Raw genomic sequence first — 1370 nt, 5'->3', positions numbered from 1 at the left:
CCCCAAAGTGCATGAGCGGTCAAATTGAGAGCCGTATTCACATTGCCTTTTGCATCTGTTGTCGCTTTCTTAATTTGATTATTCACTGCAGGTGATAATCCTGAAGCCACGACTTCCGCTGCCGGTCTGCCGGCTAAAGCGGTGCTGATAACATTTAATGCTGAATCAATGACAAGGCGTTGACTTCCACCTGTTTCCCATTCTTTGTTGTGCTAGATTGGCTGCATTAGAAAAAGTAGAACGAGCTTACGATAAGTTAAATGTAAAATTATAAGGTTTGCTTAACATAAGCATCTTTGAAAATACAAAAGTACGGTCAATTTTTAAGAGGTTTTAAAACTCTTTTGAAGATTGACCGCACTTTAGCTCTATCAAACCGTCTAAAACGTTTTACAAAAATTTACTTATATCTCCATTTATTGGAATTACAATGTCTAAAGGTGGATTTCTAGAAACAACCTGAGCTAAATACCCAATACCAAGAATAAAAACTCTTGTTGATAAAGCAGAAATATCATCTAATTTATCTAGCGCTAATAGCAAATTAGTTTTAAATACTGGAACATCGTTTATATCTGCTAAAACATAAACATTTTGGTTAATTATTTTCTTTTCAATTAATTCAATTAACCTATCAAGATTCAATATTTTTATTTTCTTACTATCTTTATCTATACTTCCATATTCAAATGGATATGTATAAAACTCTTTTAGAACTTGCTCCTTTTCATCTTCAGACAGAAGGTGGAAATTCTCCGACAAAGCCTCTTTACATTCATCAAATAATGTCATATGAATCCTTATTTATTTAATTGTTTAAGATATCGATTAAAATCATCTTTATTTCCATTAAATGGGATTACCTCCTTAATAGCCTTATCACTTTTTCCTTTAGTGTAGTCAAAAACATTAATATGCATTCCTTTCTTTGGATCATAATCTAATCGCCACCCTTTCTTCCCATCAGATGATATTCTACCTACAACTTTTCCATATCCATCACTAACAGCTAAAGTTCCTATGAATGGCTTAGAATCTATCCCAAGATCTCCAACTTTAGTTAAAGCTAAATTTCTTGCTGCTTCCCAACTATGCTGTTTCGGCAATGTGACTTCTACTCCAAAATGATCTAAAGTCTCAAATCTATTTTTAGATTTTTGAATAACTATAACATCATTTCCACTGTGATCTTTAAATTGATATGTCTTATATCCATCAATATCTTTTACTCGTTTAGCTCCATCAGGTAAAGCATGCCAACAATCATTATGCACCCAAACGCCATCAAGGTCAGAATTTGCTCCTTTAATGAAGTAAGTATGATCAGTCTCAACTGTCAAGTTATATGCACTTAACTTCTCAGCCTTGAT

The 1370-nt window shown here is 33.1% G+C and carries 2 protein-coding genes; both read right to left on the bottom strand.

Going from position 1 to position 1370, the window contains the following annotated elements:
- Positions 1 to 390 precede the first annotated feature (390 nt).
- Positions 391 to 792, bottom strand: coding sequence for a CDI toxin immunity protein (locus tag ABW51_RS09540; protein WP_053466548.1), 402 nt, complete (start codon positions 790 to 792; stop codon positions 391 to 393).
- Between the two features lie 8 nt (positions 793 to 800).
- Positions 801 to 1370, bottom strand: a 570-nt coding sequence (locus ABW51_RS10210) for a polymorphic toxin-type HINT domain-containing protein (protein ID WP_197271870.1), incomplete at its 5' end; no start/stop codon positions are given.

The sequence above is a fragment of the Haemophilus sp. C1 genome (assembly GCF_001276515.1).
Classification (GTDB): Bacteria; Pseudomonadota; Gammaproteobacteria; order Enterobacterales; family Pasteurellaceae; genus Haemophilus.
The sequence above is the reverse complement of the archived record's forward strand: the minus strand, read 5'-3'. Positions and strand labels throughout refer to the sequence as shown.